Genomic DNA, 23,978 nt, shown 5'->3' with positions numbered 1-23,978 from the left:
GTGACCGACCTTCCTCCCTACGGCCGATTGCTCCAGCTTGCGCGGGGCGAGCACGGCCACTTCACCATGCCTTTTCACGAAAATGTGATCGGCCGACCGGGCTACCTGCACGGGGGCGCGATCGCTGGATTGCTGGAGTTCGCGGCATTCGAAAGGCTTAGGCTGGCGATCGATGACGAACGCGTCACCATGAAACCGGTCACGATCACGGTCGACTATCTTCGCGGGGCGGGCGCAGCGAGAGGGGACACCCATTGTGACGGCGTCATCGAGCGGCTCGGCAATCGGATCGCAAATGTCGATGCCGTTGCGTGGCAAACCGACCGCGCAAAGCCGGTAGCGACGGCGCGGATCACCTTCCTGCTTGAGCGGCCTTAGTAGCCGCTGAGCCTTGCCACTTCGCCCGCATGGAAGCGCGGGCCGCCGAACAACTCGTCCAGCACAGCCTGCCGCTTCATGTAGAGGCCGATGTCATGCTCGTCGGTCATGCCGATGCCGCCATGCATCTGCACGCCCTCCTGGACGGCGAGACGCGCGACTTTGCCGGCCTTGGCCTTGGCGACGGCGACGAGAAGCGCGGCCTTGTCGTCACCGCAATCGAGCAGTTGCGCGGCCTTGAGCGCGGCGGCGCGGGCAATTTCGATTTCGCCATAGAGGTGGGCGGCACGGTGCTGGAGCGCCTGGAACTCGCCGATCAGCCGCCCGAACTGCTTGCGCTGCTTCAGGTAATCGACCGTCATCGCGGTTGCTCCGGCAGCGACCCCGGTAAGCTCGGCCGCGGCACCGGTGCGGCCGGCGTTCAGGGCGCGGGTGAGCGGCGCCCAGCCGCCGTCGACCTCACCGATCACCGCATCGGAATCGACCGCCACATCGTCAAGCGTCAGCCGAGCCGCCTTGCTGCTGTCCGCCATGGTGAGATTTTCAAGCGCCAGGCCGCTCGAACTTTTCTCGACGGCGAAGAGCGTGAGGCCTTCCGTTTCGCCCGGAGCGCCAGCGGTGCGCGCGGCGACCAGAATCACGTCCGCGCTGTTGCCGTGAACGACGAACTGCTTGGCGCCATTGAGGACGAAGCCATTGCCCTGTCGCTTCGCTTCAAGGGTTGTGGCGGCCGGATCGTGGCGCTTGCCCTCGTCGATCGCCAGCGCCGCGACCGTCTCGCCCGCGACGATGCCGGGGAACCAGCGCTCGGCCTGCGCGGAGCCTTCGAGCGCGCGCACGGCCGCGACCGCAGTCGTCAGGAACGGGGAGGGCGTCAGGTTGCGGCCGATCTCCTCGAGAACGACATTGGCCTCGACCTGGCCTAGTCCCGCGCCGCCCTGTGCCTCGGGGATGAGGATGCCGGTGAGGCCCAGCTCCGCGAACTGTTTCCACAGGGCAGTACCGAAGCCGTCGGTGCAGCCGGTGTCGCGCCAGTGGCGAAGCTGCTTCGAAATCGTGCCTTCCTCGGCCATGAACGGCGCGACGGTGTCGGCGAGCATGCGCTGGTCGTCGTTAAGCGTCATCATCGCCTCAGGCTCCCGGCAACTGGAGGATGTGCTTGGAGACGATCCCGAGCTGGACCTCGCTCGTCCCACCCTCGATAGAATTGGCCTTGGTGCGGAGCCAGTCGCGCGCGGCCTTGCCGCCCTTCGAACGCTCGCTGTCCCACTCCAGCGCGTCCGAGCCGCCAGCGGCCATCAGCAGCTCGTGGCGGCGCTTGTTGAGCTCGGTTCCGGCATATTTCATCATCGACGGCATGGCGGGATGCGCCTCGCCGGCCTTCAACTGGTCGATGAAACGCTCGCTCATCGCCGAGAAAGCGATGGAGTCGACGTCGAAGTTGGCGATCTCGGCGCGGAGCAGCGGGTCATCGACCGGCCCAACCGCAGCCCCAAGGGAGCCGCTCCCGCCAAGCCCCATTCCGCTAATCATCTCGCGCTCGTGGCCGAGAAGGTATTTCGCCACGTCCCAGCCTTTGTTGACCTCGCCGACAACCTGGTCCTTCGGCACCTTCACGTCGTCGAAAAACGTCTCGCAGAAAGGCGAGCTGCCGCTGATCAAAAGGATTGGCTTGGTCGAAACGCCGGGGCTTTCCATGTCGAACAGCAGGAAGCTGATCCCGCCGTGCTTGCTCTCGCTGGAGGTGCGGACGAGGCAAAAGATCCAGTCGGCCTGATCGGCGTAGGAGGTCCATACCTTCTGGCCGTTAACCAGCCAGTGGTCGCCCTTGTCTTCGCATTTCGATTGAAGGCCGGCGAGGTCGCTTCCGGCGCCCGGCTCCGAATAACCCTGGCACCAGCGGATCTCGCCGAGGGCGATCTCGGGAAGGAAGCGCTTTTTCTGCTCCTCCGTCCCATATTTCAGCAGCGCCGGCCCGAGCATCGAGATCCCGAAGCTCGTGAGCGGGGAACGCGCGCCGATTGCTGCCATTTCCTCTTCCAGGATCTTGGTCTCGGCCGGACTTAGCCCGCCACCGCCATAATCCTTGGGCCAGTCCGGCACGGTCCAGCCACGCCCTGCCATCGCCTCGAGCCATTGCTTCTGCGCGTCCGACTGGAAGGTCCAGTTGCGCCCGCCCCAGCACATGTCCTTTTCGCCGCGCATCGGCGTTCGCATTTCAGTCGGGCAGTTCGCCTCAAGCCAGGCGCGGGTTTCAGTCCGGAATTGTTCGATGTCCGCCATGGTCTTGCCCTTCGCCAGTCAGAGTCCTAGCCCGTTTTGGAACGAGACCCAGTGCCCTTGCAAGCGGGAGACGGCGCAGTGGATTTTGACCTTACGGAACGGCAGGCTTTCTTCCGCGACCGCGTGAGGCAGTTCATTGACGATCACGTTCGGCCGCGAGTCGCGGACTACAAGACCGAGATCGAAAGCGGCGACCGCTGGCAGCCGCTCGACCTGATTGAGGGCCTGAAGCCGAAGGCCAAGGCGGCCGGCCTCTGGAACCTGTTCATGCCGCCGGGCGGCGCACTCCAGCATGTTGATGAGAGTTTCGAATTTGAGGGCGAGCAGCTCACCAACCTCGAATATGCGTTGTGCGCGGAGGAAATGGGCCGCATCCTGTGGTCGAGCGAGGTGTTCAACTGCTCCGCGCCCGACACCGGCAACATGGAAGTGCTCCACCGCTACGGCACGCACGCGCAAAAGGACGCATGGCTGGCGCCTCTCATGCGCGGCGAAATCCGCTCGGCCTTCCTGATGACCGAGCCGGGCGTGGCTTCATCGGACGCGACAAACATCGAATGCCGGATCGACCGTGATGGCGACCATTACGTCATCAATGGCCGCAAATGGTGGTCGAGCGGCGCGGGCGACCCACGATGCAAGGTCGCCATCCTGATGGGCAAGACCGACACGGAAGCGCGCAAGCACGCCCAGCAGTCGATGATCCTCGTGCCAATGGATGCCGACGGAATCACCGTCCACCGCGCGCTGACCGTCTACGGCTATGACGATGCGCCGCATGGCCACATGGAAATCAGCCTGAGGGATGTTCGCGTTCCGGCGGACAACCTGCTGCTCGGTGAGGGCAGGGGGTTCGAAATCGCGCAAGGGAGGCTTGGACCCGGCCGGATCCATCATTGCATGCGGACCATCGGCGCCGCCGAGGAAGCGCTCGGGCTGATGTGCCGCCGCCTCCAGTCGCGCACCGCCTTCGGCAAGCGCATTGCCGAGCACAGCATCTGGGAGCAGCGCGTTGCCGAGGCGCGGATCGAGATCGACTGCACGCGACTGCTTTGTCTCAAGGCGGCCGACTTGATGGACAAGGCAGGCAACAAGGCGGCGAAGGCCGAGATTGCAATGATCAAGGTCAAGGCGCCGCGAATGGCGCTTGCAGTCATCGACGACGCCATTCAGGCGTTCGGCGGTGCGGGTGTGTCGCAGGACACGCCGCTGGCGGCGAGCTGGGCCGGAATTCGCACGCTGCGTCTCGCCGACGGGCCGGACGAGGTGCATAACCGGGCGATCGCGCTGATCGAATTCGCCAAGCATGCGGAAGCGCTGGCGTGACCGTACCGCGGCTATTTGACCTCAGCGGCAAGGTGGCAATCGTCACCGGTTCGTCGCGCGGAATTGGGCTAGCCATCGCCTCGGCGCTCGCCGCGCATGGCGCGAAGGTAGTCATTTCAAGCCGCAAGCAGGACGCGTGCGACGAGGTCGCCCTTGCCATCAACGCCGAGCACCGGGAGGAGACGGCCATCGCCGTCGCTGCCAATATCTCCGACAAGGCCGCGCTGCAGAACCTCGTCGATGAAACCCGGAAGGCTTTTGGCCGGATCGACGTTTTGATCTGCAACGCGGCGTCCAACCCCTATTACGGGCCGATGGCGGGAATCAGCGACGATCAGTTCCGCAAGATCTTCGACAACAACGTGCTGTCCAACCATTGGCTGATCGGGATGGTCGCGCCCGAAATGCAGGAGCGCAAAAGCGGCTCGATCGTTATTGTCAGCTCGATCGGAGGACTTGCCAGCTCGACCGTGATCGGCGCCTACAACGTGTCGAAGGCTGCTGACTTTCAACTGGCGCGAAACCTCGCTGCCGAGTTCGGACCGAGCCAGGTGCGGGTCAACTGCATCGCACCGGGGCTGGTTAAGACCGATTTCGCCCGTGCCCTTTGGGAGAATCCGGACACGCTAAAGGCAGTGACAAGAACCACGCCGCTGCGGCGCATCGGCGAGCCGCATGAAATTGCCGGGGCGGCTGTTTTCCTCGCGTCGCCGGCATCGACCTTCATGACCGGCCAGACGATGATCGTCGACGGCGGGAGCATGATCGGGGTGGGACTGTGAGCGGCCGCCTCGCCGGGAAAGTCGCCATCGTCACCGGCGCCGGCTCGGGCATCGGCAAGGCGAGTGTCGAACTGTTCCGTCAGGAAGGCGCGACCGTGGTCGGCGCCGACCGTAACGGTGCCGATGTCGAGTGCGACGCGGGCTTCGAATATGACGTCTCGACGCTGGTGGAACAGGTCGTCGCGGAGCACGGCGGGCTCGACATATTCTTCGCCAATGCCGGCGTGTCGGGCGGCTTCGACGGAATCTTCGACCAGGACGCGGCCGCTTGGGCGGAAATCCTGCGGATCAATCTGATCGGGCCGTTCCTGGCAGTGAAATATGCCGCTCCACACATCAAGGCGCGCGGCGGCGGTTCGATCATCGCCACCGCCTCGGTCGCAGGCCTTCGCGCTGGCGCCGGCGGACCGGCCTATTCGGCTTCGAAGGCCGGGGTCATCAACCTCGTGAAGGTCGCCGCAACCCAGCTTGCCGGTTCCAACGTCCGGATGAACGCCATTTGCCCTGGGCTGATCGAGACGGGAATGACGCAATTCATGTTCGACCGCGCCCGGGCAAAAGGGCAGGATGCCCAGATCGGCCACCTCAACCCGCTGAAGCGCGGCGGCCAGCCGCTGGAGATCGCTAAGGCGGCACTGTTCCTCGCCTCCGAAGAGTCGAGCTATGTTAACGGACAGGCCATCGTCGTAGATGGCGGCTTGAGCGCATCGCACCCATTCAACCACCAAAGTTACGGACGGACCTCCACATGACCGACGTCATCGACAAACCCGCCACCAGCCCCATTTCGACCAGCCGTCATGGCGACGTGTTGATTGTCAAATCTAACAATCCCCCGGTCAACGCGCTTGGCGCAGCCGTTCGCCAGGGCCTGGTCGCGGCGATCGAGGAAGCCGAAGCCGATGACGCGGTGAAGGCCGTGGTGATCACCTGCGAAGGCCAGACCTTCTTCGCCGGCGCCGACATTACGGAATTCGGAAAGCCGCCGGTCATGCCGTGGCTTCCGACCGTCGTCGACACCATCGAAAATTGCTCGAAACCGGTCGTCGCGGCGATTCACGGCACGGCGCTGGGCGGCGGGCTCGAGGTCGCGCTTGGTTGTCACTATCGCGTGGCGGTTCCGAGCGCGAAGCTCGGCGTTCCAGAAGTGAAACTCGGTCTGCTTCCGGGCGCAGGCGGGACCCAGCGGCTGCCGCGCGTCGCCGGCGTTCCCAAGGCCTTGGAGATGTCGACCACGGGAAAGATGATCTCGGCGAACCAGGCCCGCGACGTCGGGCTGGTCGACCGGATCGTAGAGGGCGACCTCATTCCCCATGCCGTCGCTTACGCTGAAGAGGTGAGGGACATCCGCCCGCTGCCCAAATCGTCGGAGCGCGACGAAAAGCTCCAGGAAGCCCGCGACAACCCCGGCCTGTTCGACGAATTTCGCAAGGCCAACGCCCGCAAATTTCGCGGGTTCGAGGCGCCCGAAGCCAACATCCAGTGCATCGAGGCCGCGGTCACAAAGCCGTTCGCGGAGGGCGTGATCGTCGAGCGCACCAAGTTCATGGAACTGATGGGCGGCACGCAGGCCAAGGCCCAGCAATATTTCTTCTTCTCGGAACGAAAGGCCGCCAAGATCGACGGCATCTCCGAGGACGTGAAGCCGCGTACGATCAGGAAGGTCGGCGTGATCGGCGCGGGCACCATGGGCGGCGGCATCTCCATGAACTTCCTGTCCGCTGGGATCCCGGTGACCATCTACGAGATGAACCAGGAAGCGCTCGACCGCGGCACCGGGATCATGCGCAAGAATTACGAGGCGACCGCCGCCAAGGGCCGGATCAGCGGCGACCAGGTGGAGCAGGCCATGGGGCTCCTCACGCCGACGCTCGATTTCGAAGCTCTGGCCGATTGCGACCTTATCATTGAGGCCGTGTTCGAGCAGATGGAGATCAAGAAGGACATCTTCACCCGCCTCGACAAGACGGTGAAGCAGGGCGCGATCCTGGCCAGCAATACGTCTTATCTCAACATCGACGAGATCGCCGCGGTGACCTCGCGGCCGCAGGACGTCGTCGGCCTTCACTTCTTCTCGCCCGCCAACGTGATGAAGCTGCTGGAGGTCGTTCGCGGCGCGAAGACTGCGGACGACGTGCTGGTCACGGCGATGCAGCTTGCGAAGAAGATCGGCAAGGTCGCCGTCGTCGCGGGCGTCTGCCACGGCTTCATCGGCAATCGCATGCTGATGCCGCGCCAGGTCGAGGCGACGAAGCTGCTGCTGGAAGGTGCAATGCCGGAGCAGGTCGATCGAGTCCACGTCGAATTCGGGATGCCGATGGGCCCGTTCCAGATGGCCGATCTGGCCGGCGTCGATATCGGCTGGCATCGCGACCCGAATCGGATTGAGAATGTTCGCGATGCGCTGTGCGCAATGGATCGCTGGGGCCAGAAGAAGGGCGCAGGCTTCTACGACTATGACGACAAGCGCCGGCCGTCGCCATCGCCGGTCGTTCAAAAGGTGATCGAGGATTTCGCCGCCAAGCAAGGCGTCGAGCGGCGCGAGATTTCGGACGAGGAAATCGTTCAGCGCACGCTCTACACAATGGTCAACGAGGGCGCGAAAATCCTTGAGGAAGGCATGGCCCAGCGTGCATCCGACATCGACGTAGTGTGGGTCTATGGCTACGGCTGGCCGGTCTATCGCGGCGGTCCCATGTTCTGGGCTGATACCGAAGGGCTTCAAAAGATCGTTGACGGCCTCAAGGCCCAGGAAGCGCGTATGGGAAGTGACTTCAGTTTCTCGCAATTGCTTCTGGACAAAGCACAAAAAGGTGAGAAGTTTACCCGCTGACGGGGCGCCACACGGCCCTGTCGGGGGCTTGTCGATGGCGAACCGCGCGTTGCGTGATGCGGAACTGCGAATCCTGAACGCGCCTTTCGAGGACCGCGGCTGGGAGCGGGCTATCGAAGCGATCGCGGAGGCCACCGGCAGTCACGCCGCGCAATTGCTTGGCATCGGCGGGCCGATGCTCATCCCGCTCAACGTTTTCGTCGGAGCGCCTGCGAGCTATCGCCATTATATCGAGAGCGCGCATTTGCACGGGCCCTGCAACTGGCGCGTGGGATCAACGACCGTGCCGATGGCGATCCAGCATGAAGAACATTACCAGGCTTACCGGCTGACGCATCAGACATCCGACTATGACGACGCGGCAAGTGAAATGGACATTCCGTTCGGCTGCCAGTCGGCGATCGTGCTTGACCAGAACAATCTGATCGGCCTGGCCTTGCTCCGGGGGCGGCGTGACGGCCCTTGCGATGCAGAGGTTCTGGAGCGCTTTGCCCATTTGCGTCACCAGATGGGACGTGCCGTCCAGATGCAGATTGCGCTGGACGGGGAGGCGTCGCAGCTAATGATCGGTAACCTCGATACGCTTCACGGGGCGACGGTCCTGCTGGACCGTCACGGCTGCATCGCCGCGCTCACTCCGGCTGCCGAAACGATGTTCGCGGATGACCGGCCACTTCGATTGAGCGGGATTTCGGTCGCACTTCAGGACCGTGGGGAAAATGCGCGTCTAGCCGCGAGCCTCGCGCGAATGCTCCGGAATGAGGTGACGGGCGGGGTCGAACAAATCCGGATCGGGCGATCCGCGCAGTATCCGAAAGGGCAGTGGCGGCTGTTCGTCACGCGCCTGCCCCAGCGCGACGATCACGGCCTCGGCTTCGAACCCCACATCGCGCTGACCATCAAGGCCGCGGGCTGATCCGCGTCATCGCTTGCATTCCCGCGTCACTTCCGCACAAATCGACTGACTAGAACAAGGGAGCCAATGCGATGAGCGATTATATGGTTTCGGAATCCAGTGGCCCGGCCGCAATCCGCTATCGCTCGACGGTGGTGTGGATCCACTGGATCACCGCTACCCTGCTGATCGCCCAAGTCGTGCTGGGCTTTTATTTCAGCGATCTGCCACGCGGGCCGGATCGGATGGAGGTGTTCGCCTGGCACAAGACGCTTGGCGCAATCATCCTTCTCCTGGCCTTTGCCCGCCTTGGCGTTCGCCTGGTCAACCCCCCGCCTCCTTACCCGCAGGACTTCCCGCGCTGGGAGCGGGCAATGGCCGTCTGGAATCACCGGATATTTTATATTCTGCTGATCGCCCTGCCGCTGACGGGGCTGCTTGCGGTGTCCGGTCGCGCCGAAGACGACTGGGTGGCGCTCAAGTTCGGCCTCGCTCTACCGGCCATTCCGGGTGTGCCCAAAGAAAATGAATTCGGCGACGTCCATGAAGTGCTGGTGTTCATCACTATAGGCCTGCTTGTCCTGCATGTTGGAGCGGCTCTCAAAAACCAGTTCGCCGATCGCGGGCCGGTGGCGAGCCGTATGCCGCCTTTCCGAGCGTCCCGCCCGGCAGGCCCGCCGACGGAGCATTAGAAGATCGAATATTTGCGGCGGTGCAAACTTGCGGACCGTGAAATCCTTGCTAGGCTAACCGGCCATGTGGGCATCATCATCCCCAGTCCGTCTCGCGGAGCGATTCGCGAGTCTGGTTGAACAGCTTGGCGGCGATGCGGTTGCGGCTCGGGCCTTGGGTCAGCAGCGAGACTTGCTGGAAGCGGTACGGACGAACGCGCCCGCGACCTTGAAGCAGGTCGCAGCTCGGGTTGGGCGCGGCGAGCCCGCCGTCAGCCGCGCGATCGATGTTGTGGTCCGTTCGGGCCTGGTGGACCGCAGTGCCGATCCCAACAACCGCCGCCGCCTGGCCCTCCGGCTAACGGAAGCCGGGCAGCAGTTTTTGGAGCAGCCCCCACCGGCAAATCGCGGCTTGGAGAACCGTCTCGCCAAGCTGGCGCAAAGTGAGCTTCGCGCGCTTGAGCGCGGTATCGAAATACTGGAGCGGCTCCCGAAATAACCGGATCAGGCGTTGCCGCGGCGACGGCGGGTCTCCCATCCCTTCTTTGCGGCGGCGCTTCGGCTGCGGCTGCGGCCGGAGCCGTCGTTCTTGCCGCCCTTGTCCTGTGCGTTGACCGTCCGCCACGCGCGTTCTTCGGCTTCCTTCTTGGAAACACCTTTCTCGCGGTAACCTTCGGCGATGTGGTCGGCTTTGCGTTCCTGCTTGGCTGTGTACGCGCCCTTCGGCATCGAACTTCTCCTTACTGCCCCGTCAAAACGTGCGAGCTTTCAATTCGATGCCATTGCCGCAACGCAGCAATTCCTGTAGGGGCGCGCCAACTTTAAATCACGGAAATCGATATGACCCTGCGTAACGTCGCCATCATCGCGCACGTCGATCATGGCAAGACGACCCTCGTCGACCAGCTATTCCGCCAATCCGGCACCTTCCGCGACAACCAGCGCGTCGAGGAGCGGGCGATGGACTCGAACGACCTCGAAAAAGAGCGCGGGATCACCATTCTCGCGAAGTGCACGTCGGTCGAGTGGCAGGGAACCCACATCAACATCGTCGATACGCCTGGGCACGCCGACTTCGGCGCCGAGGTGGAGCGGATCTTGTCGATGGTCGACGGTGTGATCCTGCTGGTCGACGCGGCCGAGGGGCCGATGCCGCAGACCAAGTTCGTCACCGGCAAGGCGCTTGGCCTCGGCCTTAAGCCGATCGTCGTCGTCAACAAGATCGATCGGCCGGACGCCCGTCCGGCCGAGGTGCTGGACGAGGTCTTCGAGCTGTTCCTCAACCTGGACGCGAACGACGAGCAGCTCGACTTCCCGACACTCTACGCCTCGGGCCGGGCCGGATATGCCGGACGCGAGGACAGCGTTCGCGAGGGCGATCTCACGCCTTTGTTCGAAACCATCGTCAGCCATGTTCCAGAGCCGGGCCTGCCGAGGGATGGCGAGTTCAAGATGCTCGCAACCCTGCTCGATCGGGACGCCTTCCTTGGCCGGATCCTGACGGGGCGGATCGAGAGCGGCACGCTCAACATCAACGATCCCATTCGGGCGATGGACGTCAACGGCCAGGTCGTCGAGGACGGACGAGTCAGCAAGCTGTTCGCATTCCAGGGCCTGGAGCGGGTGCCGGTCGAAACCGCCGGCGCCGGAGACATCGTCGCCATTGCCGGCCTTGTGAAGGCCACCGTTTCCAACACGATCGGCACGCCGCAGATTGCCGAGCCGCTTCATGCGCGCGAGATCGATCCGCCGACGCTCAGCATGACCTTCGCGGTTAACGATAGCCCATTCGCTGGCAAGGATGGCGACAAGGTTCAGAGCCGCGTGATCCGCGACCGCCTGATCCGCGAGGCCGAGGGCAATGTCGCGATCCGGGTCACCGAGACGCAGGGGGCGAGGCCTATGAAGTGGCCGGCCGCGGCGAGCTCCAGCTTGGCGTGCTGATCGAAACGCTTCGCCGCGAAGGCTTCGAACTCGGCATCTCGCGTCCACGCGTGCTGTTCCGCGATGGCCCGGGCGGCCGCGAGGAGCCGTACGAAACGGTCGTCGTCGACGTCGACGAGGAATTTTCAGGCACGGTCATCGACAAGATGGCGATGCGCAAGGCGGAGATGACCGACATGCGCCCGTCGGGCGGCGGCAAGACCCGTTTGACCTTCTCGGCGCCGTCGCGCGGCCTCATCGGCTATCACGGCGAGTTCCTGTCCGACACGCGCGGCACCGGGATCATGAACCGATTGTTCGAGAAGTACGGACCGTACAAGGGCAAGATCGAAGGCCGCCAGAACGGCGTGCTTATCTCGATGGAGCAGGGCGCCGCCGTCGCTTATGCGCTCAACGCGCTGGAAGATCGGGGCATCCTGTTCGTTTCGCCGGGCGAGATGCTCTACGAAGGCATGGTCATCGGGGAGAATGCCAAGCCGCAGGACCTCGAGGTCAATCCGTTGAAGTCCAAGCAGCTGACCAACTTCCGCGCCAGCGGCAAGGATGAAGGCATCCGTCTCACCCCGCCGAAGCGGATGAGCCTGGAGCAGGCGATCGCCTACATCCAGGATGACGAGCTGGTGGAAGTCACCCCGAAGGCGATCCGCATTCGCAAGCGCTTCCTCGACCCGCACGAGCGGAAGCGCGAGGCGCGCAAGCTCGAAGCGGCGTAACCTGCCTGCAACAGGGACCGGCCAAATAACGATAACAGTATAACGTTTGTCGATTTGATTGAATTTCCGGCTTGCAATTGTTTCGCCGCATCGCTTCCTAGCCCGCAGTGGTCCGCCATGCTCGGTGGAGACCACTTTTGTATTGCCGGCCCATCCCGGGTCGGCGAGTAAAAAGGGCACTACTTTCATGCATATCTCAACTCGTCGCGCTCTGTTTGCGAGCGCGATCACCGGTGCGACTCTGGTTGTCGCTTCGCCGGCTCAGGCTGCGTGCACCGTTACCCCGGCCGGAACGCCGGTCGCAGGAACGGTCGTCTGCGCAACCACCACCACCACCGATACGACTTATGCGGGCGTGAGCCCCGCGGTCGACCGCAATTACAATGTCGATACCTCGACGACCGCCTTCACTGGCACGGTCTCGACTGGCGCGATCGTTGACGGCTATGGCCTCGCCTTCACTAATACGGTGGGCGGCACGAACGCGCTGAACGTCGTTAACAATGGCAGCATCTCGGCCACGTCGCCGACGGCAGGCGGCAACGGCGCGCTGTCAATCTCGTCGATCGGCTCAACGGTGACCTATTCCGGCGCCGGCAGCATTACGAACCTTGGTGCCGGCAACGGTCTCGATGTCAATCTGAGTGGAACGGCCACGTTTACAGGTACCGTGGGCGGCAACGTGACCTCAGGCACCGGTATCTATCCCAGCGGGATCGGCATTTCGGTTGATCATAACGGCACGGTAGGCAACGTCGCCGTGACCACCGTTGCCGGCACGACGATCCGCGCAGATTATACTGCAATCGGAGTAGTTGGTTCTAACCCGGCTTATACGGGCAACCTTGGGGTCACTAACAACTCGACGATTGCGAGCCTGACCGGAGCTCTGGGGACGCTCGATGTCGGCATCTTTGTCAATCAGTTCGGCCTGGGGTCCGCGACGATTGTCAATAACGGTGCCGTCGGAAGTGCGACAGATCGAGTTGCCGTTCGAGGCATCGAAGCGTTCCTGAGCAATGCCGCATCGGCAGCTCCGGTGAGTGTGACCGGGACGGGCGCGATCTCCAGCGCAGGCACTGGCATCTTTGTGTTCAATAATGGCACCGGGACGACAACGGTCAATTACACCGGGGCTGTGGACACAACCGGCACGCGTGGCGTGGACGTGCTAGGCGCGACCGGAGCTACTAGCGTTACCCTCGGTGCCGTTTCGGCCGCTGGTGACGCCGTAGTGGTGAATTCGACTGGTTCGCAAACGGTTGTCCTGAATGGGGTTACGACCGGCACGAACGCCGGGCTCGTTTCCACCGCCAGTGCCGCCCGGACCATCACGGTCGGAACTGCCGGTAACGTAACCGGCGGCAATGTTGCGATCCAGCTTCAAGGTACGGGCGCCACGACTCTGAACAACAATGGCATCATTGGCGCTGCGTCGACTGGACTTGCGCTCAGCAACACTGACACTGGTGCAGTGACGCTCAACAACGGCTCGGCAACCAACCATACGGCAGTCCTCAACGGCCGACTGACGCTCAATGCGGGCGCCGATACTGTCACGAACGCCGCGATCTGGAACACCCAGGGTGTCACCGATTTCGGTGCGGGCGCTGACGTGTTCAACAACACGACCGGCGGTGTCCTGAACATTCTCGGGAACACGACATTCGCGGGTCTCGAGACGTTCACCCAGACGGGCCGAATCAACTTTTCGGCTGGTACGACGCTGACCGGCCCGGCGATTGCCTTCGTCAACGGTCCGGGAAGCTTCATCGACACGACCGGCAATGCGACCATCGCTGGCTTCACGTCGATGTCGAACAGCGGCACGATCGATCTCGCCGCGGGCACCTTCACGGTCCCGGCCGGCGTGTTCACCAACACGACCAGCGGCGTTATCGTTGCCGACGAAGGCGCGACGACGATCACCGGCCAGACGAGCCTGGTCAACGCCGGCGTCATCGACCTGCTGGATGGTGCGGTTGGCGACACGCTGACCATCAACAGCGCCTACAGCGGCACCGGCCGCCTCCAGATCGACGTCAGCGGCACGACGGCCGACCTGCTCGTCATCAACGGCAACGTCAGCGGCCAGACGGTCGTCGATGTGAACACCGTCGGTCTCGGCGTGTTCGATCCGGACGGAATCCAATTCGTTGACGTCACCGGAGCGTTCACCAGTGCCCCGGGCTCGTTCGTCATCGGCGAAGAATCCGCTAACCCGCTGATCGACTTCGACGTCGAGCAGCGTGGGCAGGACTTCTTCCTCGTCACCTTGCTCGATCCGGAAAACGCCTTCGTTCCGCTCGCTGCCACCGGTCTCGTCCGTGAGATGTGGTATCAGAGCGCGGACGAGGTGTTCGCCAACACGCTCGCTCCGTCCGACAAGGCCGGCCTGAGCGTTTGGGGCAACATCTACGGCGGTCAGCGTCACACCGGAACGACCAATAGCCAGACGGTCAACGGCGTTCAGTACGATGCCGACAACAACATCGAGTTGAACCGCTTCGGCGTTCAAGCCGGTGTCGGCTACGGCTTCGGACTGGCCCGTGTCGGCGTCACCGTCGGCTACGAGAATGCACAGGGCGAAGGCGATGGCGAGTTCGACGGCAAGGGCTTCAACATCGGCCTTTACGGTCAGTACGGCGGCCTCACCGGTCTCCATGCCGAGGCGCTGTTCAAGTACGACAGCTATGACGTTGAGTTCGACGGCCTGTTCGACGGCAATGACGTCGACGGCGACAGCACCGGCTTCGATATCGCCGGTGGTTATCGCTTCGCGGTCGGAATCGTGCCGTCGCTCGATATCCACGCTGGCCTCAGCCACGTGTGGAGCGATCTCGACGACGTCGCGGCCTTTGGCTTCGGCTACGAGTTCGACAAGCTGACCTCGACCCGCGGCCGCCTCGGCGTTCGTGGCAACTTCGGCGGCCTGTACAACCCGTACCTCGGCGCCACCGTTTATCGCGAGTTCGAAGGCGACGCCGATCTCACGATCACCAACGGTGCTTTCGCTTCGGACCTCGGTTCGCGCGGCAAGGGCACCTGGGCCCGCCTCGAAGGCGGTCTTGGTGGCGGAAGCGGCACCTACGGCCTGAACCTGGCCGGCTGGGTCGACGTCGGCGACACCCGTGGGCTTGGCATTCGCGCCGGCTTCCGCTTCTAAGCGGTAGCGCTCACAGAAAAAGGGCGGCGCCGGAGCGATCCGGCGCCGCTTTTTTATGCGCCGAAAAACGCGTTGGAATTCAGGCGCAGCCCTCGACCAGCTCGATGCTGTCGTTGCCGGCGTGGATGGTCTCGATACGGCGCCTGGCGTCAGTCTCGAAGCGAACCCCTCGCTTCTTCGCGACGATCCAATAGGTGAGATATTCGGCCGGTAGCCCCAGATAATAATGCGGCTCGGCCTTCAGGCCCTTCGAATATGCCTTGCGGACGGCGTCTGCGCTTGCGCCGATCCCCAGCCCGCGCGGCGTGGTTACCTTGCTGTTCTCACCGATCGAGATTCGGGTAAGCTTTCCTTCCTGGAACATGAACCACATGCCAGGATGCCTTTCCGAGATCTTCTCGACGCAGGTATCTTCATCCTCGATCGGCTCGCCTTCGAGCGTGGTTCCGAGCGCCCTAGCCACTGCGACCTGGCTCATGCCGATTCGCACCTCGCCCCAGCCGTCCGGGGTCAGGTGCGGAAGCGCAGCAGAAGCGAGCAGAAGAGCGATCATCAGGTCCGGCTCATCTCCAGCAGGATTTTCCACTCTTCGGCCCGCACCGGGGTCACGGAAAGCCGCGACTGGCGGAGCATTTCGAGCGCGGCGAGCTTCGGCTCTCCCTTAATCGCCGTCAAGCTGACGGGGCGTGCAAGCTTCTCGCGAGGCTCGACGCGAACGCTGGCCCACTGGCCGTCCGCGCCATCGGGTTTCCACGCCCGGGTGATCTCCATGATCCCGACCGCCGCCTTTTCCTTGTTGGAGTGGTAGAAGATCGCAAGGTCGCCGACTTGCATCTCTTTCAGGAAGTTGCGCGCGGTGTAGTTGCGGACGCCGTCCCACTCCGTTCCGCAGTCGCGAACAAGCTCATCCCAGCCGTAAACATCGGGCTCCGAGCGCATCAGCCAGAATGCCATCTTCAAAATCCCCTCTGATAACAGAATATTCTTTGTTCCCAACGTGTTGCGCATTTCGTCCGGTGAGAGGCTCGACTCGTCCTGACTCCGCTTGCAACAATGTCAGCACCGTCTATTTGCAGCGCAGCAAATTTGAAAGCGAGCGGACCACGAGAGCGCCTTGTCGCCGGGTCCCAGGGCAAGACGGACAGACTGAAAATCAGGGCGGCGCGCCATTCGGGTGCGCGGATTGATCTTGACGGACAGCTGACCGCCAATGCGGGAATAAGGATTGTTCAGTAAGTTGGGTAACCGCGGCGTCGCCGCGGTCGCAGCACTCTGTTTTACGCTGGTGGGTGGATCGACCGAGGCCTTCGGTCAGGACCAGGCTGCCGGCACAACGACCGCCAAGCTGGTTCCTGCGATCGCCAGCACGGCTCCGACAGCTCCGGCCGCTATCGCGCCGGTGACGTTCGGTAACGCGGTCAATGGCTCGATTGGCGCCATCGCTCGCGAAGCCACCTCTCTCTACAACAACGGTTGGCCGCTTTACGCGCTCGTTGATCGCTACGCAGCCGGCGCGCCGCTAGACGAAGAAGCCAATTGCATGGCCGTTGCGGTTTATCACGAGGCGCGGGGCGAAACCCTTGCCGGCCAGCTCGCCGTGGCGCGGGTCATCATCAATCGTGCCGCCTCCGGCAAATATCCGTCGAGCTGGTGCGGCGTGGTGAAGCAGCCGTGGCAATTCTCCTTCGTCAACCCGCGCACGGGAACGATGCCGAGCGTGGACCATGCCTCCGCCGCGTGGCGCAAGGCCCAAGGCGTAACCCGCCTTGCGATGGCGAACGTGGTCCCGAGCCTGTCGAACGACGTCCTCTGGTATCACGCTGACTACGTCGCACCGTCGTGGGGCCGCCGCCTCAGCCGGGCAAACAAGATCGGCACTCACATCTTTTATCGCTCATAAGCGCGGCTCGTCGCGCGCGGGAATCGCTTCGTCGTAAACTTGCTAACCACGGGATTCGCACGCGACTCTCAATCACGCAGCATCCCCTTCCAGCGGCTCGATTTTTTCGGCCCTAGGGGAGGCGGCAGGTGCTCAAAATCCTGATTGTCGAAGACGATACCCAGTTGGCGACCACGCTGAAGTATCTTGTAGAAGACAATCCGCGATACCGCGTCGTTGCCCGGGCGGACGACTTGGACGGCGCGGTCTCGGCCGCCGAAGAGCATGACCCCGATCTGGCGCTGGTCGACCTTCAACTAGCCAGGGGCTCCACAGGTTTTTCGGTCGCGGTCCGGCTCGGCGACTATGACATTCCCTGCCTATTCGTGACCGGCAAGGCCCCGCCTTCCCGATGCCGGACCTGGCGCTTGGTTGTCTTCTGAAACCCTTCACCGCGGAAGACGTGCATCGTAGCCTGGCGATGGCCGAGGACGTGATGCGCGGCCGCGAGACGCTTCGCCCGAAACTGCCGCCGAACCTACTGATCTATGACGGCATGGAGGACCATGCGGCTGAAACCGCCGCAGCCGCGCAGCCCGGTTTCATTCCGTCCAGGCGATCGCTGAAGACTCGCCTCGAGCATTGGATCGCGGGCACCCAGCTGCACCACGGTTAGGCCACTGGTCTAAAGCGTCATAACCCCGCGCCGCGGAGTGCGCTCCGCCCACGTCGTTTCGCTCAACGGCGCGCCTGCTCCGATCAGCGCCTGGCGGCGACCGCTGATCGTCGCGCTCAGCTGGATTGCTTCCCACGCGCCAAGCTTCTGAATCACCGGGTGGCCAAGTACGCGAGAGACGAACGCTGCCGATACAGGCCAACGCTCCGGGTCGATCGAATAGCCGGCGTAGGCCGCATTCTGGAAAAAGGTTGCGACGGCAATGTCGGCGACGCCGATCTCCCCGAATATCCAGCCTTCGCTGGGAAGGATCGTCTCAAGATGGTCGAGAGCATGCGGAAGACCATTTTCGATTGTGTCGCGAACGCGCTCCTCGTCGGCAGGTTCGTCCCAAACCATCCGCCGGACGAAGCGCTGATAAAACAAGCCCCAGACGGTCAGTTCGCCGAGCCGCGAATCCGCATATTCCTCGATCCATCGAGCGCGGGCCCGGGCGGCCGCATCGCCCGGATAGAGCGCATGACCGCCGCGGGTTTCATCAAGGTAGGCGCAGATGATGCTGCTGTCGTTCACGACCGTATCGCCGTCGATCAGCACCGGGATTCGGCGAAGCGGGCTCAGCCTTTGAAACTCGTCATTTCCGAAGAATGGCGTGATCGGATCGACCCGGTAAGCGATATTCTTGAGTTCCAGGGCGGCCAGAACCTTGCGGACGTACGGACTTACGAAGCTGCCTATGACGGTTAGCGGAGCATCGTTGGGCATGGTTCGCAACTACCGCACCAATGTGCCTGACGCCAATTGACTTTAATTGAGAAAACCCTAAATTAGAAGAAACTAATAAAACGGGTTCGTCAATGTCGCCAGAGTTCGTCGGCCAAGCAGCGCAGGCCGCAACTGTCATGAAAGCCATGGCGCACGAAGGGCGCCTGCGGGTGCTCTGTTACCTGTCGGAAGCGGGTGAGCTCTCGGCCGGCGAGCTCACTCATCGTGTCGGGCTTAGCCAATCCGCGCTTTCGCAACACCTATCCCTACTGCGCGCGGAAGGTTTGGTTGCGACGCGGAAAGAAGCGCAGTCGGTGCACTACCGGATTGCGGACCCGAAGATTCGCGCCCTTCTTTCTGCGCTTCACGATATCTATTGCCCCGACTTTGTCGTTGGCCAACCCGCGGAGAGCCATTGTGAGCGATGACGTCCTTGCCCAGGCAATCGAGCAGGTTAACGCCGTGCTTCGCGGCGAAATGCGGGCACCGCAGGTCAAAGGATTCTTTGACGAGGCGACGTTCACGGTCAGCTATGTCGTCAGCGATTCCCAGACCGCCAAGGCGGCGATCATCGACAGCGTCTGGGATTTTGACCAGCCATCGGGGCGGACAAGCTTCGATTCCGCCGACGAGATCATCCGCCACGTCGAAGCGCAAGGCCTCAGCGTCGAGTGGATCCTCGAAACGCACGCTCATGCCGACCATTTGTCGGCCGCACCCTATCTTCAGGAAAAACTCGGCGGGAAGATCGCGATAGGCCGCGAGATCCAGACCGTTCAAGGCGTTTTTGGCAAGATCTTCAACGAAGGCACGCAGTTCGCTCGTGACGGGTCCCAATTCGATCGCCTGCTGGAAGATGGCGATGTTCTGATGGTTGGGGAAATCCCGCTGATCGCCCTTCATGTGCCCGGCCACACGCCGGCCGACATGGCGTACCTGCTGGGCGATGCGCTCTTCACGGGCGATACGATGTTCATGCCCGACTATGGTACGGCGCGGGTCGACTTTCCGGGCGGGGATGCGCGCCAGCTTTACAAGAGCATCCGGCGGCTGATGCGGCTCCCAAACGAGACGCGCGTGTTCCTGTGCCACGACTACAAGGCGCCGAACCGTACCGAATTCGTATGGGAAACGACCATGCTCGCGGAGCGCACCGGGAACGTACACATTCATGAAGGCGTCGGCGAGGATGATTTCGTGGCAATGCGCATCCAGCGTGATTCGACGCTCGAAATGCCCAAGCTGATCCTGCCGTCTATACAGGTGAACATGCGCGCAGGCCATTTGCCGGAGCCAGAGGACAATGGCGTGAGCTACCTCAAACTTCCGCTGAATTCGCTATGATCTTGAGCGGGTTCCCCGATGCCGCTCCAGTAAGCGGACTGATTGGCGGATTGGTCATCGGGCTCGCGGGCGCGCTCATGCTTCTCGGTGCCGGACGCATCGCTGGCGTCTCCGGAATCGCAGCGCGGGCCTTGGCCTTGCGAGCGGCAACATGTCCCGATCATCGGCTTGGATGTTCCTGGTCGGACTGCCGCTCGGAGCCTTGCTGGTCGCTGCGCTGAGGGGAGTAGGCGACATTCAATATATCCCGCTTCCGGGGTCCTTGTAGCCGGTTTTCTGGTCGGCTTCGGTACCCGTCTCGGCAGTGGCTGCACCAGCGGCCACGGGGTGTGCGGGGTCAGCCGATTTTCGCAGCGCTCGCTGGTCGCCACGGCAACGTTCATGGTGTCGGGAATCGCGACGATCGCCCTGCTTCGCCTGGCGGGAGCAAGCTGGTGAGCATGATCCGCCGTCTTTTGCCGCCGCTGGCTTCCGGGACAATCTTCGGGGCCGGTTTGACCATCGGCGGAATGACCGACCCCGCCCGAGTACGAGGCTTCCTCGATGTCTTCGGGAATGGGACCCGACCCTCGCCTTCGTCATGAGCGGTGCGCTCCTCGTCATGGCCATCGCCTGGCGCTTCCAGCGCCGCATGCAGCGACCGCTGTTCGCGGAACGATTCAGCCTGCCGGATCGGCAGGACCTCGACCCCAGGCTGGTCGCGGGCGCCACATTGTTCGGTATCGGCTGGGGACTAGCGGGGATCTGTCCCGGTCCGGCGGTGGCCTCCCTTACGCTTGTGCCGGTGAAAGTGCTGCCGTTCCTCGCCGCGATGATCGCCGGAATGGCGCTTTACCGCGCGACATTCGACCGCAAGGCCAGCTGAATGGACCTGGTCCAGACCATTCTCGCCGCCCTGTCGGGGGCGCTGGTCGGCTTTTCGTTGTCGCTTGTCGGCGGCGGCGGATCCATCCTGGCGGTACCCTTGATGGTCTATCTGGTCGGGGTGCCCCAGCCGCACGTTGCGATCGGCACGAGCGCCCTGGCAGTGGCCGCGAATGCCGCGCTCGGATTGTTCAACCATGCACGCGCGGGCCACGTGAAATGGCGTTGCGGACTGCTTTTCGCGGCCGCCGGAATCGCAGGGGCGTTCGCGGGGTCCACGGCGGGAAAGGCGTTCGACGGGCAGAAACTGCTTTTCCTGTTCGCGCTTGTGATGATCGCCGTCGGCATCTTGATGCTGCGCCGTCGCGGGAGCGCGGGCAACGGGGACGTCAGGCTTGGCCGCGAGAATGCCGGGAAACTCAGCATCTACGGCCTTGGAGCGGGGGCATTCTCCGGTTTTTTCGGGATCGGCGGCGGCTTCCTGATCGTTCCGGGCTTGATCGCGGCGACCGACATGGCGATGATCAATGCGGTCGGGACGAGCCTGGTCGCGGTGACCAGCTTCGGACTGACGACGTCGCTTAATTATGCGGCGTCCGGCCTGATCAACTGGGCATTGGCGGGTGTTTTCGTGGCCGGCGGCCTGCTTGGCAGCACCGGAGGACTGAGGCTTGCGAAACGATTATCCGCGGCCGGTACCCTGTCGAAGGTCTTCGCCGGTCTGATCTTCGCCGTTGCGGCCTACATGCTCTGGAAGAGCGGAAGCGCAGCGTTCGGCTGAGAAGGCTGGATGCCCGACGTGGATTCGAACCACGATTGACGGAGTCAGAGTCCGTAGTCTTACCATTAGACGATCGGGCATTGCTGTCGGCGCGCGGAATAAGAAGCGCGCCTGTCGCTGTCAACGGCGGCACCCCATTCATCCATCGGTTGCGCGACGGGGCTAATCTGAATTAAGCTCGGACCAAGTCAGTCGCGGAGCCGAACCGGCACCGGGGCGAAGGATAGAATGGAATTTCACGGTTATGGCGCAAGATGTCGCCGCCTCGCCCCCACTCCCGAAGCAAGGGAGTCCGGTGGCACCGCCACCACGCTTCCAGAGGCGTAGCGGCAATCGCCACACCTATGGCGCCATTGATCTCGGTACAAACAATTGCCGGCTTCTCGTCGCGCGGCCGAACAACGACGGTTTCACCGTTGTCGATGCCTTCTCGCGAATCGTCCGGTTGGGCGAGGGGCTGAGTACGACCGGGCGGCTCAGCGAGCAGGCCATGGACAGGGCGGTCGGAGCCCTTTCCGTTTGCGCAGACAAATTGCGGCGGAGGCACGTTTCCCTTTCCCGATCGGTCGCAACCGAAGCTTGCCGCCGCGCTGCCAATGGGCGCGAGTTCGCCGAGAGGGTGCGCCGAGAGACCGGAATTGCGATGGAGATCATCTCGCCGCAGGAGGAGGCCCGGCTCGCGGTTCTCGGCTGTCACAAGCTGCTCGAGCCGGGCGACGGGCCAGCGCTGATCTTCGATATCGGCGGCGGATCGACCGAACTGGTCCTAGTCGAACCGGGCGAGGAGGATCTTCCTCCGCGAATCCGCGCCTGGTGGTCGGCCCCGTGGGGCGTCGTGTCGCTAACGGAAAGCGAGGGCCGCGGTGCGATCGACGGCGATAATCGGCTTGAGGCCTACGCGCGCATGAAGGCACGCGCCAGCGACAGCTTCTCGCGCTTCGCTGAGATCCTGCCGTCGAAGAAGAAGGGCATCCGCCTGCTCGGAACGTCGGGCACGGTGACGACGCTGGCCAGCGTGCACCTTGCGCTGCCGAGCTACGACCGGCGAGCCGTCGACGGGCTGCACGTCCCGATCGACGACATGCGACGAATATCGATTATGATTGCCGAAATGGACTTTGGGGGGCGGTCCAGCTTGCCCTGCATCGGCACGGAAAGGGCGGACCTGGTCGTCGCCGGTTGCGCAATCCTGGAGGCGATCCTCGACATCTGGCCGGCCGACCGCCTCGGCGTGGCCGACCGCGGCATTCGCGAAGGGATCCTGCGTTCGCTGATGGCAAACGACGGCCATCTGGTATGAGCCGCGCTGGAGGCGGGCCGAAAACCCGCGTCAAGACCGCAAAGGGCCGCAAGGTCAGCTCGACCCGCTGGCTCGAGCGGCAACTCAACGACCCTTATGTGAAGCGCGCCAAGGCGGAAGGCTATCGCAGCCGGGCGGCCTACAAGCTCCTCGAGCTCGATGAGCGGTTCAACCTCCTGAAGGGCGTCCGCGCTGTCGTCGATCTTGGCATCGCGCCCGGCGGCTGGAGCCAGGTCGTGCGCCGCAAGTCGCCCAAGGCGGCGGTGGCGGGCATTGACCTGCTGCCGACCGACCCCATCGACGGCGTCGCGATCCTGCAGATGGATTTCATGGACGAAGACGCGCCAGCGCGGCTTCAGGAAGCGCTCGGCAAGCCCAAGGCCGACCTGGTAATGAGCGACATGGCCGCAAATACCGTCGGCCACCCGCAAACCGACCATCTGCGAACCATGGCTTTGGTCGAAGCAGGGCTGGAATTCGCCAAGGAAATCCTGGAACCCGGCGGTGCCTATGTCGCGAAGGTTCTGGCGGGTGGTGCCGACAATGCGCTGGTTGCGCAGTTGAAGCGCCACTTTACGACGGTCAAGCACGCCAAGCCGCCCGCAAGCCGCAAGGATTCGAGCGAATGGTACGTCATCGCCCAGGGGTTCAAGGGCGAATGATCAGCCGCGCGACGCGCGGGCCGCTTCGATCGCCTGCTTGAGCGCGTCATAACCCGCGGCCGAATTGATCACGGAATCGCCCACGATGAACAAGGGCGTGCCGGTGGCACCCAACTGTCCCGCAAGCGACATGTTCTTCTGGATTTCCGCGTCGATCGTCGGGTCCTGAGCCTCGGCGGGAGTCAGGTTGAGGCGATTGGCGACGCTGGAAATCGACTGCGGGGTGGGCCGGCCGGCCTGGTACAGGGCATCGTGGAAGGCGGCGAACTTGCCGGCCTTGGACGCGGCAAGCGCGACCCGGGCCGCAGCGACGCTGTCCGGACCCAGGATCGGAAGCTCACGAAAGACCACGCGCAGGCCCTTATCTTCCGCCAGCAGCCGTTCGATGTCGGGGTTCGACTTGCGGCAATAGCCACAGGCGTAGTCGTAGAAATAGGTCATCGTCACGGTGGGGCTGGAAGCACCCTTCCATGACGAGGCAAACGGCGTCTCGAGCGCCGCGCGAATAGGCGTCAGCGCAACCGAAGCCTGCTTTGCCTTCAGCGCATCGCTGCCGGCGATCAGCACTTCCGGATCACGCATCAGCCCTTCGCGAACGATCCTTGGGCCGAGCCATTGCGGAACGACGGCAAGAAGGATGAGTGCCGTCGCGAGCGCGCCGACCAGGCCGCCGATAATCCCTGCCGCCAGCGGCGAGCGTCCCCCTTGTGTCACGG

The 23,978-nt window shown here is 63.3% G+C and carries 24 protein-coding genes, 1 tRNA gene and 3 pseudogenes; 20 read left to right on the top strand and 8 right to left on the bottom strand.

Features of this window, described 5'->3' with window-relative positions:
- The gene (locus tag G7076_RS08650) at positions 1-378 is read left to right on the top strand and encodes a PaaI family thioesterase (RefSeq protein WP_166202058.1); all 378 of its coding nucleotides are present in this window, start codon (positions 1-3) and stop codon (positions 376-378) included.
- Here the strand turns inward: G7076_RS08650 and G7076_RS08645 are convergent.
- Positions 375-1,502 carry an acyl-CoA dehydrogenase family protein gene (locus G7076_RS08645; protein WP_166203525.1) on the bottom strand — a complete coding sequence of 376 codons (1,128 nt, stop codon included), beginning with the start codon at positions 1,500-1,502 and terminating at the stop codon, positions 375-377. The genes G7076_RS08650 and G7076_RS08645 overlap by 4 nt on opposite strands.
- 7 nt (positions 1,503-1,509) lie before the next feature.
- A complete protein-coding gene (locus tag G7076_RS08640) occupies positions 1,510-2,661 on the bottom strand; it encodes an acyl-CoA dehydrogenase family protein (protein WP_166202056.1) in 1,152 nt (383 codons plus the stop codon).
- A 78-nt stretch (positions 2,662-2,739) separates the two neighbouring features.
- On the opposite strand from G7076_RS08640, the gene G7076_RS08635 reads away from it, so the two are divergent.
- From G7076_RS08635 to G7076_RS08605, 7 genes are all read left to right on the top strand, one after another.
- Positions 2,740-3,987 carry an acyl-CoA dehydrogenase family protein gene (locus tag G7076_RS08635; RefSeq protein ID WP_166202054.1) on the top strand — a complete coding sequence of 416 codons (1,248 nt, stop codon included), beginning with the start codon at positions 2,740-2,742 and terminating at the stop codon, positions 3,985-3,987.
- Positions 3,984-4,769 carry an SDR family oxidoreductase gene (locus G7076_RS08630; protein ID WP_166202052.1) on the top strand — a complete coding sequence of 262 codons (786 nt, stop codon included), beginning with the start codon at positions 3,984-3,986 and terminating at the stop codon, positions 4,767-4,769. The genes G7076_RS08635 and G7076_RS08630 overlap by 4 nt, the downstream gene beginning before the upstream one ends.
- Positions 4,766-5,521 carry an SDR family NAD(P)-dependent oxidoreductase gene (locus G7076_RS08625; protein WP_166202050.1) on the top strand — a complete coding sequence of 252 codons (756 nt, stop codon included), beginning with the start codon at positions 4,766-4,768 and terminating at the stop codon, positions 5,519-5,521. Before G7076_RS08630 ends, G7076_RS08625 begins: the two co-directional genes overlap by 4 nt.
- Positions 5,518-7,602, top strand: coding sequence for a 3-hydroxyacyl-CoA dehydrogenase NAD-binding domain-containing protein (locus G7076_RS08620; protein ID WP_166202048.1), 2,085 nt, complete (start codon positions 5,518-5,520; stop codon positions 7,600-7,602). The genes G7076_RS08625 and G7076_RS08620 overlap by 4 nt, the downstream gene beginning before the upstream one ends.
- A 34-nt stretch (positions 7,603-7,636) precedes the next feature.
- A complete protein-coding gene (locus G7076_RS08615) occupies positions 7,637-8,518 on the top strand; it encodes a hypothetical protein (RefSeq protein WP_166202046.1) in 882 nt (293 codons plus the stop codon).
- Between the two features lie 71 nt (positions 8,519-8,589).
- A complete protein-coding gene (locus G7076_RS08610; protein ID WP_166202044.1) occupies positions 8,590-9,189 on the top strand; it encodes a cytochrome b in 600 nt (199 codons plus the stop codon).
- A gap of 64 nt (positions 9,190-9,253) precedes the next feature.
- Entirely contained in the window at positions 9,254-9,667 is a 414-nt protein-coding gene (locus G7076_RS08605) for a MarR family transcriptional regulator (protein ID WP_166202043.1), read from the top strand.
- A 5-nt stretch (positions 9,668-9,672) separates the two neighbouring features.
- On the opposite strand, the gene G7076_RS08600 is transcribed toward G7076_RS08605, so the two are convergent.
- Entirely contained in the window at positions 9,673-9,897 is a 225-nt protein-coding gene (locus G7076_RS08600) for a plasmid stabilization protein (RefSeq protein WP_166202041.1), read from the bottom strand.
- A gap of 111 nt (positions 9,898-10,008) precedes the next feature.
- Here G7076_RS08600 and typA point away from each other — a divergent pair.
- Positions 10,009-11,825 (top strand): annotated as a pseudogene (typA, locus tag G7076_RS08595) (translational GTPase TypA).
- A 187-nt stretch (positions 11,826-12,012) separates the two neighbouring features.
- The gene (locus G7076_RS08590; RefSeq protein ID WP_166202039.1) at positions 12,013-14,991 is read left to right on the top strand and encodes an autotransporter outer membrane beta-barrel domain-containing protein; all 2,979 of its coding nucleotides are present in this window, start codon (positions 12,013-12,015) and stop codon (positions 14,989-14,991) included.
- Positions 14,992-15,070: 79 nt separating this feature from the next.
- On the opposite strand, the gene G7076_RS08585 is transcribed toward G7076_RS08590, so the two are convergent.
- Together G7076_RS08585 and G7076_RS08580 are read right to left on the bottom strand one after the other, a co-directional pair.
- The gene (locus tag G7076_RS08585; protein ID WP_166202037.1) at positions 15,071-15,544 is read right to left on the bottom strand and encodes a hypothetical protein; all 474 of its coding nucleotides are present in this window, start codon (positions 15,542-15,544) and stop codon (positions 15,071-15,073) included.
- On the bottom strand, positions 15,544-15,945 hold the full coding sequence (locus tag G7076_RS08580; protein WP_166203523.1) for an EVE domain-containing protein: 402 nt from the start codon (positions 15,943-15,945) through the stop codon (positions 15,544-15,546). Before G7076_RS08580 ends, G7076_RS08585 begins: the two co-directional genes overlap by 1 nt.
- Before the next feature lie 283 nt (positions 15,946-16,228).
- Here G7076_RS08580 and G7076_RS08575 point away from each other — a divergent pair, with 283 nt between their 5' ends.
- The 3 genes from G7076_RS08575 (at position 16,229) to G7076_RS08565 (ending at position 17,546) form a co-directional block, all read left to right on the top strand.
- Positions 16,229-16,891 (top strand): cell wall hydrolase, encoded by a 663-nt coding sequence (locus G7076_RS08575; RefSeq protein WP_206367522.1) that lies wholly within the window; start codon positions 16,229-16,231, stop codon positions 16,889-16,891.
- 128 nt (positions 16,892-17,019) lie between these two features.
- Complete coding sequence (locus G7076_RS08570; protein ID WP_166202033.1) at positions 17,020-17,313, top strand: response regulator; 294 nt, start codon at positions 17,020-17,022, stop codon at positions 17,311-17,313.
- Entirely contained in the window at positions 17,283-17,546 is a 264-nt protein-coding gene (locus tag G7076_RS08565; protein ID WP_166202031.1) for a hypothetical protein, read from the top strand. Before G7076_RS08570 ends, G7076_RS08565 begins: the two co-directional genes overlap by 31 nt.
- Positions 17,547-17,555: 9 nt before the next feature.
- On the opposite strand, the gene G7076_RS08560 is transcribed toward G7076_RS08565, so the two are convergent.
- Entirely contained in the window at positions 17,556-18,311 is a 756-nt protein-coding gene (locus G7076_RS08560; protein WP_166202029.1) for a glutathione S-transferase family protein, read from the bottom strand.
- 92 nt (positions 18,312-18,403) lie between these two features.
- Between G7076_RS08560 and G7076_RS08555 the strand changes: the two genes are divergently transcribed.
- The 5 genes and pseudogenes from G7076_RS08555 (at position 18,404) to G7076_RS08535 (ending at position 21,300) form a co-directional block, all read left to right on the top strand.
- On the top strand, positions 18,404-18,739 hold the full coding sequence (locus G7076_RS08555) for a metalloregulator ArsR/SmtB family transcription factor (RefSeq protein WP_166202028.1): 336 nt from the start codon (positions 18,404-18,406) through the stop codon (positions 18,737-18,739).
- Positions 18,740-18,788: 49 nt separating this feature from the next.
- Complete coding sequence (locus G7076_RS08550) at positions 18,789-19,655, top strand: MBL fold metallo-hydrolase (RefSeq protein ID WP_166203521.1); 867 nt, start codon at positions 18,789-18,791, stop codon at positions 19,653-19,655.
- Positions 19,652-20,093 (top strand): annotated as a pseudogene (locus tag G7076_RS08545) (YeeE/YedE thiosulfate transporter family protein). Before G7076_RS08550 ends, G7076_RS08545 begins: the two are co-directional and overlap by 4 nt.
- Before the next feature lie 2 nt (positions 20,094-20,095).
- A pseudogene (locus tag G7076_RS08540) lies at positions 20,096-20,520 on the top strand (YeeE/YedE family protein).
- Positions 20,521-21,300, top strand: coding sequence for a sulfite exporter TauE/SafE family protein (locus G7076_RS08535; RefSeq protein WP_166202026.1), 780 nt, complete (start codon positions 20,521-20,523; stop codon positions 21,298-21,300).
- Between the two features lie 6 nt (positions 21,301-21,306).
- Here G7076_RS08535 and G7076_RS08530 read toward each other — a convergent pair.
- Positions 21,307-21,380 (bottom strand) — tRNA-Gln (locus G7076_RS08530).
- Positions 21,381-21,544: 164 nt separating this feature from the next.
- Here G7076_RS08530 and G7076_RS08525 point away from each other — a divergent pair.
- Complete coding sequence (locus G7076_RS08525) at positions 21,545-22,600, top strand: Ppx/GppA phosphatase family protein (RefSeq protein ID WP_166202024.1); 1,056 nt, start codon at positions 21,545-21,547, stop codon at positions 22,598-22,600.
- Positions 22,597-23,262, top strand: a complete 666-nt coding sequence (locus G7076_RS08520; RefSeq protein ID WP_166202022.1) for an RlmE family RNA methyltransferase — start codon at positions 22,597-22,599, stop codon at positions 23,260-23,262. The genes G7076_RS08525 and G7076_RS08520 overlap by 4 nt, the downstream gene beginning before the upstream one ends.
- Here the strand turns inward: G7076_RS08520 and G7076_RS08515 are convergent, their stop codons facing one another.
- Positions 23,263-23,976, bottom strand: coding sequence for a DsbA family protein (locus tag G7076_RS08515; protein ID WP_166202020.1), 714 nt, complete (start codon positions 23,974-23,976; stop codon positions 23,263-23,265).
- Between the last annotated feature and the right edge of the window lie 2 nt (positions 23,977-23,978).

The organism is Sphingomonas sp. HDW15A (assembly GCF_011301715.1).
Lineage (GTDB): Bacteria > Pseudomonadota > Alphaproteobacteria > Sphingomonadales > Sphingomonadaceae > Sphingomicrobium.
Note: the sequence above shows the minus strand (reverse complement) of the source record. Positions and strands in the feature narration are given on the sequence as shown.

Coding starts and splice junctions, on each gene's coding strand:
- G7076_RS08645 (WP_166203525.1), bottom strand. CDS start 1,502: ATGACGCTTAACGACGACCAGCGCATGCTCGCCGACACCGTCGCGCCG.
- G7076_RS08640 (WP_166202056.1), bottom strand. CDS start 2,661: ATGGCGGACATCGAACAATTCCGGACTGAAACCCGCGCCTGGCTTGAG.
- G7076_RS08620 (WP_166202048.1), top strand. CDS start 5,518: ATGACCGACGTCATCGACAAACCCGCCACCAGCCCCATTTCGACCAGC.
- G7076_RS08615 (WP_166202046.1), top strand. CDS start 7,637: ATGGCGAACCGCGCGTTGCGTGATGCGGAACTGCGAATCCTGAACGCG.
- G7076_RS08610 (WP_166202044.1), top strand. CDS start 8,590: ATGAGCGATTATATGGTTTCGGAATCCAGTGGCCCGGCCGCAATCCGC.
- G7076_RS08605 (WP_166202043.1), top strand. CDS start 9,254: ATGTGGGCATCATCATCCCCAGTCCGTCTCGCGGAGCGATTCGCGAGT.
- G7076_RS08600 (WP_166202041.1), bottom strand. CDS start 9,897: ATGCCGAAGGGCGCGTACACAGCCAAGCAGGAACGCAAAGCCGACCAC.
- G7076_RS08590 (WP_166202039.1), top strand. CDS start 12,013: ATGCATATCTCAACTCGTCGCGCTCTGTTTGCGAGCGCGATCACCGGT.
- G7076_RS08585 (WP_166202037.1), bottom strand. CDS start 15,544: ATGATCGCTCTTCTGCTCGCTTCTGCTGCGCTTCCGCACCTGACCCCG.
- G7076_RS08580 (WP_166203523.1), bottom strand. CDS start 15,945: ATGGCATTCTGGCTGATGCGCTCGGAGCCCGATGTTTACGGCTGGGAT.
- G7076_RS08565 (WP_166202031.1), top strand. CDS start 17,283: ATGCCGGACCTGGCGCTTGGTTGTCTTCTGAAACCCTTCACCGCGGAA.
- G7076_RS08560 (WP_166202029.1), bottom strand. CDS start 18,311: ATGCCCAACGATGCTCCGCTAACCGTCATAGGCAGCTTCGTAAGTCCG.
- G7076_RS08555 (WP_166202028.1), top strand. CDS start 18,404: ATGTCGCCAGAGTTCGTCGGCCAAGCAGCGCAGGCCGCAACTGTCATG.
- G7076_RS08550 (WP_166203521.1), top strand. CDS start 18,789: ATGCGGGCACCGCAGGTCAAAGGATTCTTTGACGAGGCGACGTTCACG.
- G7076_RS08535 (WP_166202026.1), top strand. CDS start 20,521: ATGGACCTGGTCCAGACCATTCTCGCCGCCCTGTCGGGGGCGCTGGTC.
- G7076_RS08525 (WP_166202024.1), top strand. CDS start 21,545: ATGGCGCAAGATGTCGCCGCCTCGCCCCCACTCCCGAAGCAAGGGAGT.
- G7076_RS08520 (WP_166202022.1), top strand. CDS start 22,597: ATGAGCCGCGCTGGAGGCGGGCCGAAAACCCGCGTCAAGACCGCAAAG.